This window comes from Streptomyces sp. NBRC 110611, from assembly GCF_001590865.1.
In the GTDB taxonomy this organism is placed as follows: domain Bacteria; phylum Actinomycetota; class Actinomycetes; order Streptomycetales; family Streptomycetaceae; genus Streptomyces.
Genome location: NZ_BBUY01000047.1, coordinates 1 through 5,803, shown reverse-complemented (window position 1 = coordinate 5,803; position 5,803 = coordinate 1). Strand labels below are relative to the sequence as shown.

The following is a 5,803-nucleotide window of genomic DNA, read 5'->3' as shown; positions in this document are numbered from 1 at the left end:
CGCTCGCCTGGTAGTAGACGTCGTTACGGGGGTATCCGACGTCCAGCGACGCAAAGCTGCAGGGGTAGACCCGCTCCCACTGCTCGGTGGTGTGCTGGTTGGCGGAGACCGAGTAGTCCCAGCGATCGGCGCGGGCCAGCAGCTTGCGGAAGCTCATGCCCTTGGCGGCGGCCGGGTAGCGCTTCTGGTCGACGCCCATGGACTTCAGCGGGGTACCGTGGTGGGTCTGAAGGTGGATCTGACCCTCGCGCTTGACCACGCTGTCCGGGAAGTTGACGTTGTTGACGAGGTACTTGGCACGGGCCATCACCTCCCAGTAGCGCGGCGAGTCCACCACGACGTAGTCGATGCCCGTCGGAATCTCGCCCGAGTCGGCGACCTGCTGCTTGACGACCCAGACGCCGTGGACCTCGGGCGCCAGCTCCTTTGCCTTCTCGTAGATCGCGAGCGGGTTGCAGGACGGCCGCCGGTTCCAGTATGCGGCGTAGACCGCTAGGTTCTCGTCCAGCGGCTGCCGCAGTAGAGCGTGGTAGCGCAGTTCCATGGCCTTCTTCTTCGCCCGCTTGACCCACTTCACCCGCTTCTTGGCCTGCTTGCGCACGGTGCGCTGCACCTTGCCGGCGATCTTGAGGCCGACCAACGCCGGGTAGGCGTCCCTGGCGAGCAGTGCGTACTTGCCGCCGACCACGCCGGTGGGGCGGACGAAGCCGGCTGGAAGGCGCCGTTGGTAGTCGCGGGCGGCGTGGTGGAAGAACTCGGCCATCGCGTTCTGCGGCAGCCGGCAGGGCTTGTCCAGGATCGTCAGATAGTGGTCGACCATCTTGCGGAACATGTGCGGGCGCCAGCGCGACAGTTCCGGGTGCGCGTCGAGGTAGTCGAAGACCCGCTGGTACTGGTCGAAGACGTCGAAATGCTTACGGCTGGTGGTGCGCAGGATGTTGCCGCCCTGCCGACGCTGGCGGTAGTGCAGGCAAACCCGGTCGAGGACGCCGATGGTCCGTGCGGTGATCAGCGTGCAGAACGTCCAGGGTGCGTCCTCGTAGTAGCCCACCGGGAACGTGAAACCATGCTCGTGGATAAAGTCGCGGCGGTAGGCCTTGTTCCACACGATTTGGAGCAGGTCGAGGATCTCGGGGCGCTCGGCGAGCGAGAAGGCCGGCGCGCCGGACTCGTCGAGCAGCTCGGCACGGGCGTTGCGACGGGCCGAGCCGTACCAGTAGGTGCGCGCGTAGTCGAAGATCAGGATCTCGGGGGTCTCGGTGGCGGTGAGCCGCTCGGCGAGGGCGCTCAGCGCGCCGGGCACGAGGGTGTCATCGCTGTCGAGGAAGAGGACGTAGTCGCCGCGGGCCTTCTCCAGGCCGGCATTTCGGGCCAGGCCGAGGCCCACGTTCTCCGCGAGGTGCAGGACCTGGACGCGGTCGTCGCGCGCGGCGTACTCGTCCAGGATGGCACCGCTGTGGTCCGGCGAGCAGTCGTCGACGGCGATAAGCTCGAAGTTCTTGAAGTCCTGCTCCAGCACCGAGTCCATGCATTCGCGCAGGAAGCCCTGCACTCTGAAACAGGGCACGATGATGCTAAACCGAGGGACGGCGTCGAGAGCTGTCTCGGACATGCGGTGCGATCTCCTATCGAGCCGAAATAACCTTGCTACCTTGCTGGTCGAGAAGGCATATGAACCGCAACAGGTCGGTTGGAGGGATCGGATCCTGGAGGATGGGGACCTATGCTGACGAAGAGGAGGTACCCGGATGAGTTCCGTGTGCGGGTCGTGCAGATAGTGTCCGATGTGCGGAGGTGCACATCAGAGTGCGTAAGTAGGAGATGTTTGCTCCCGTTTGATAAGGTTCCTGCCCTGAACGGAAAGTTGCACACAGTGATATCGAGGCAGGAAACTGAGGCAAGCTGTACGGATGCCGCACAGAGCGTGGCGCGGGTGTTGTCGCCGGAGGCGGTTGACACGCTGATCACGGACGCGCCGGAGTCCGGGGGGGGGCTCCTGGACGGCCGGGAGGGTCTGCTGCAGCAAGACCGGCACATAGACGGCTACGGACGCATCCCCACCGGCCGCGTCCGCGGCACCGGGCTCCTCGACTGGACTCGCGCCATGAACCAGTTCAAGACCCGGTTCGGCAACTGGCTCTCTCTCCGACCAACATCAACGGACCGTAACCACCGCAGGAACCTGACCAAGCGCAAAGAACTCACATCACACACAAACCGGTTGACATCCCCAAGGTGCGTGAACAGACCAGGTTCGTACCGGCTCGATATCCAGGGTCGCCGGTCAGCTCGGCATCACCCGGGCGGTGGTTCGCAGCTGGGTGCGACAGGCCGAGGTTGATGGCGGCCAGCGCCCCGGTTACCTCGACTGCGGATGCTCAGCGGATCGCCGAGCTCGAACGCGAGATCCGCGAGCTGCGGCGGGCAAATTACATCCTCAGGGCAGCGTCGGTTTTCTTCGCGTCAAATGTTCGACACGCGACGGCTGAGGTGGCCGTGTTCATCGATGAAGGTAGACGAGCTCTGGGGCGAGTAGGCTCGGGTTCGTCTATGGCGCCTTCGTCCTGAACGGCTTTTCCCGCAAGATCGTCGGCTGGCGCGTCGCTGGCCACAAGTGCACCGACCTTGTCCTGGATGCTCTGGAGGTGGCCCTCTGGTTCCGCGACCGCAATGGAGACGGGAACCTGTCCGGGCTGGTGCATCACAGCGACGCCGACAGTGCATGCGTGTCTATCCATTACACCGACCAGCTTCAAACTGGCACCGCTCCGCCCGTCGGCATGGGTCCGGGACGGTGGTGCGGTGTCTGCGGCACAGGCGGAGCCTGGCGAGCCCGAGCGAGCACATGAGGCGGGCGACGCGCTTGCGGTTGACGCGCCGGCCACGGTCGCGGAGCATCGGCGGTGATCCTGGGCACCCCGTAGGTCCCGTCCGAGTCCCGGTGCACCCGGTGCATCTCCGCGGCGAGCCGGGCGTCGTCCGCCTGACGTGCTGCCCGAGCCGGGGCGGTCTTGCGCCAGTAGCAGAAAACTGGAGCGAGCCATCCCGAGCGCCTGACACAACCGCTTCACGCCGAAGCGGCGCTACTGATTCTCGACGAACTGGAAGCGGTTCACCATCGCGTCTCCCCGGCGAAATACTTCGCGGCCCGTGTCCAGGATTCAGAAAAAAGGTCCGCGGAGAGATGCTCGCGGCACTGGTCAAGGTTCGTTCGATTTGGCCCTACGGCCCATACTCCCGGCGTCGGCCTAGCGGAGCGGTCACCCGGCAAGGGGGCGAGGCGAAGCCCTACGCTATCGGTGATCTGCTCCGAAAAGACTTGCAATCTGCAAGATGCTTGCAAAATCACAGGTGACTAAGAGCTACCCGATAGGTGATCAGCAACGTCAATCCTTTTGGGCATCAAGCACCAACCTGTGAGTAGAATAGTGACAGATCAGCTCTCCTGTGTCAACAGCAAGGTATCCACAGATGAACCGCACTGGGCTCGTCGAAGAGTTTGGCGCTGTGTGCTGTGAACGGTAGCCCAGAGCTTCGTGTCCGATGGGCGGCGTGTCACCGATGGGGCCTGTAAATAGAACGGTGTAACTCCGATCATGGAGGATCACTCGTATGACCAGCGAGAACGTAGGCGAGGAAGCAACCGCGACGGGCATCGTGGAGACGGCGCTGTTGGGCGGAGCGGACGGAAGTTCTCGAGGAACTCGTTGTGCCAGCCCAGGCCGACGGGCTTCAGCTGACCGGCGAGGGCGGGCTGCTGGAGTCCGCGCTCGATGGTGAGATGTCCGACCACCTCGGCTATGACAAGCGACCCGGCTGGCAAGAACGGAGGCAACTCCCGCAACGGCAAGCGGTCCAAGACCGTCCTGACCGATGTCGGCCCGGTCGAGATCGACGTGCCGCGTGACCGGGGGGGGCTCGTCCGAGCCGCAGATTGTCAACAAGCGGCAGCGCCGGCTGACCGGCGTCGACGAAATGGTCCTCTCCCTGTCCGCCAAGGGACTCACCCACGGCGAGATATCGGCCCACCTCGCCGAGGTGTACGGAGCCGAAGTGTCCAGAGAGCCGGGATGAGGAGCTGGCGAGGCTGCGCGCGGAGATCGGCCGGTTGCGCAAGGCGGAGAAGGAATGGGAACTTGAGCGGGAGATTCTGCGCTGGGCGGCCCAGTATTTCGCCAAGGAGTTGGGGGCATGACCTGCCGCTGGGACTTCACCTCCCTCCACCGTGGCGAGTTCGGTGTCCAGCGGATATGCCGGGTCCCGGAGGTCTCCCGCTCGGGCTTCTACCGGTGGATCGCCGGTGCCAAGGCCCGTGCCGGGCGGCAGGCCGCCGCCGACGCGCTCGTCGCGGAGATCCGCGAGATCCACACCCAGCACAGGGAAACTACGGGGGTCGCCGTGTCCACGCCGAACTGCGGGGCTTCGGGCACACCGTCAACCGCAAGCGCGTCGAGCACCTCATGCGCATGCACCGGATAGAAGGCCGTCACCTGCGGCGACGCAAGCGCACCACCGTCCCGGACCGGCTCGCGCCACCGGCCCCGGACCTCGTCAAGCGCACGTTCTCTGCCGGGCGTCTGGATGAGATGTGGTGCGGCGACATCACGTCCGTGCAGGTCGGCGGCATGCGGCTGTATCTGGCCTGCGTCCTGGACATCTACTCGCGCCGGTTGATCGGCTACACGATGGCCTCACATATGCGGGCCGAGCTGGTCATCGACGCCCTGACGATGGCGGTAGCGACCCGGGCGGCAGCGTGATGGGGTGATCTTTCACGCGGATCGCGGCGCCCAGTGCACCTCAGCCGCGTTCGCCCAGGTCTGCGAGGAGTTTCGGGATCCGCAGGAGCATGGGCCGCGTCGGCTCGAGCTATGACAACGCCCCCGCCGAGAGTTTCTGGCAGGGCCTCAAGAGGGAGACGACGCACGAACAGCAGCACCTACGAGCAGCTACTGACTTCGGCTCGTCGAGGTGGCGCTGGGGCGTCGAGGGTTGGGCCGGTGCCCGCTATGAAGCCGTCGAGGGTGGCGGACCGGTACTGACGTCGTTTGAGCCGGTTGCGGACGAGGGCTTCGAGCCGGTCGAGGGCGACCACGATGAAGCCCCGCTCGCCCATGCTGCGGCGCGCGCCTTTGCCCGGCCGGTGGTGCGCAGTCGGTGGCACAGCCGGGTCCGCGAGCCGGGTCGCATGGCGATCAGGCCGGCCACGGACAGGCGTCCCGAGCATCGGCCGCTCACCGTCAGACCGGGGTGCGGCCGCGCCGGCCCCAGGTGCGTCCTTTGGGCGGCCGGCGGGTGAAGCCTGCCTCGTCCTCGAAGCAGATGTAGCCTCCGCAGGCCGCCCGGGCCCTTCTACCCCAGCCCAGGTCGCCTCCTTCCACACCGCGACGGCCTGCTCGTCGCGCTCGGCGACCCGCCGCGCGGGCGCCTGTGGGCTGAAGCCGAGCCGGTGCATCAGCCTCGTCGCACCCGAGACGCTGTAGGCGACGTGGAACTTCCTGCCGATCAGTGTGGCCACCCGCGCCGCCATCCACACCTGGTCCTCCACCCAGCCGTGTGCGGCCGGCGCCTGTTCCAGATACCTGGCCGGCTTCTCCAGACAGCGCGGGGACAGGCGGCATCGCGAACCGCTCGGGCCACGGGAGACCAGAGCCCGCACGCCGCCGTCCCGCCACACCTGGTGCCACTGGTAAGCCGACTTCCGGCTCACCCGCAGCAGCCGCGACTCCGGTGGCTTGATCTCCTGCTCGAACAGCTCGGCGCCAGCATACGTACCGTCTCCCAGCGCCGACGTCCCGGTCAG

At 66.1% G+C, this 5,803-nt stretch carries 4 protein-coding genes and 2 pseudogenes; 4 read left to right on the top strand and 2 right to left on the bottom strand.

Annotated elements, in window-relative coordinates:
* Positions 1-1,612: CDP-glycerol glycerophosphotransferase family protein (locus tag AZE13_RS32930; RefSeq protein ID WP_066940395.1), on the bottom strand; the 1,612-nt coding region annotated here is incomplete at its 3' end.
* A gap of 937 nt (positions 1,613-2,549) precedes the next feature.
* Between AZE13_RS32930 and AZE13_RS39480 the strand changes: the two are divergent.
* The 4 genes and pseudogenes from AZE13_RS39480 to AZE13_RS38810 form a co-directional block, all read left to right on the top strand.
* Positions 2,550-2,849: pseudogene (locus AZE13_RS39480) on the top strand (hypothetical protein); the annotation flags it as partial.
* A 763-nt stretch (positions 2,850-3,612) separates the two neighbouring features.
* Positions 3,613-4,065, top strand: a pseudogene (locus AZE13_RS35120) (transposase); the annotation flags it as partial.
* Positions 4,066-4,191: 126 nt separating this feature from the next.
* A complete protein-coding gene (locus AZE13_RS38815) occupies positions 4,192-4,479 on the top strand; it encodes a hypothetical protein (protein WP_066940392.1) in 288 nt (95 codons plus the stop codon).
* Entirely contained in the window at positions 4,413-4,760 is a 348-nt protein-coding gene (locus AZE13_RS38810) for a DDE-type integrase/transposase/recombinase (RefSeq protein WP_398780297.1), read from the top strand. Before AZE13_RS38815 ends, AZE13_RS38810 begins: the two co-directional genes overlap by 67 nt.
* Before the next feature lie 179 nt (positions 4,761-4,939).
* On the opposite strand, the gene AZE13_RS39475 is transcribed toward AZE13_RS38810, so the two are convergent.
* A partial coding sequence (locus AZE13_RS39475; protein WP_398780295.1) for a winged helix-turn-helix domain-containing protein occupies positions 4,940-5,803 on the bottom strand: 864 nt, incomplete at its 5' end.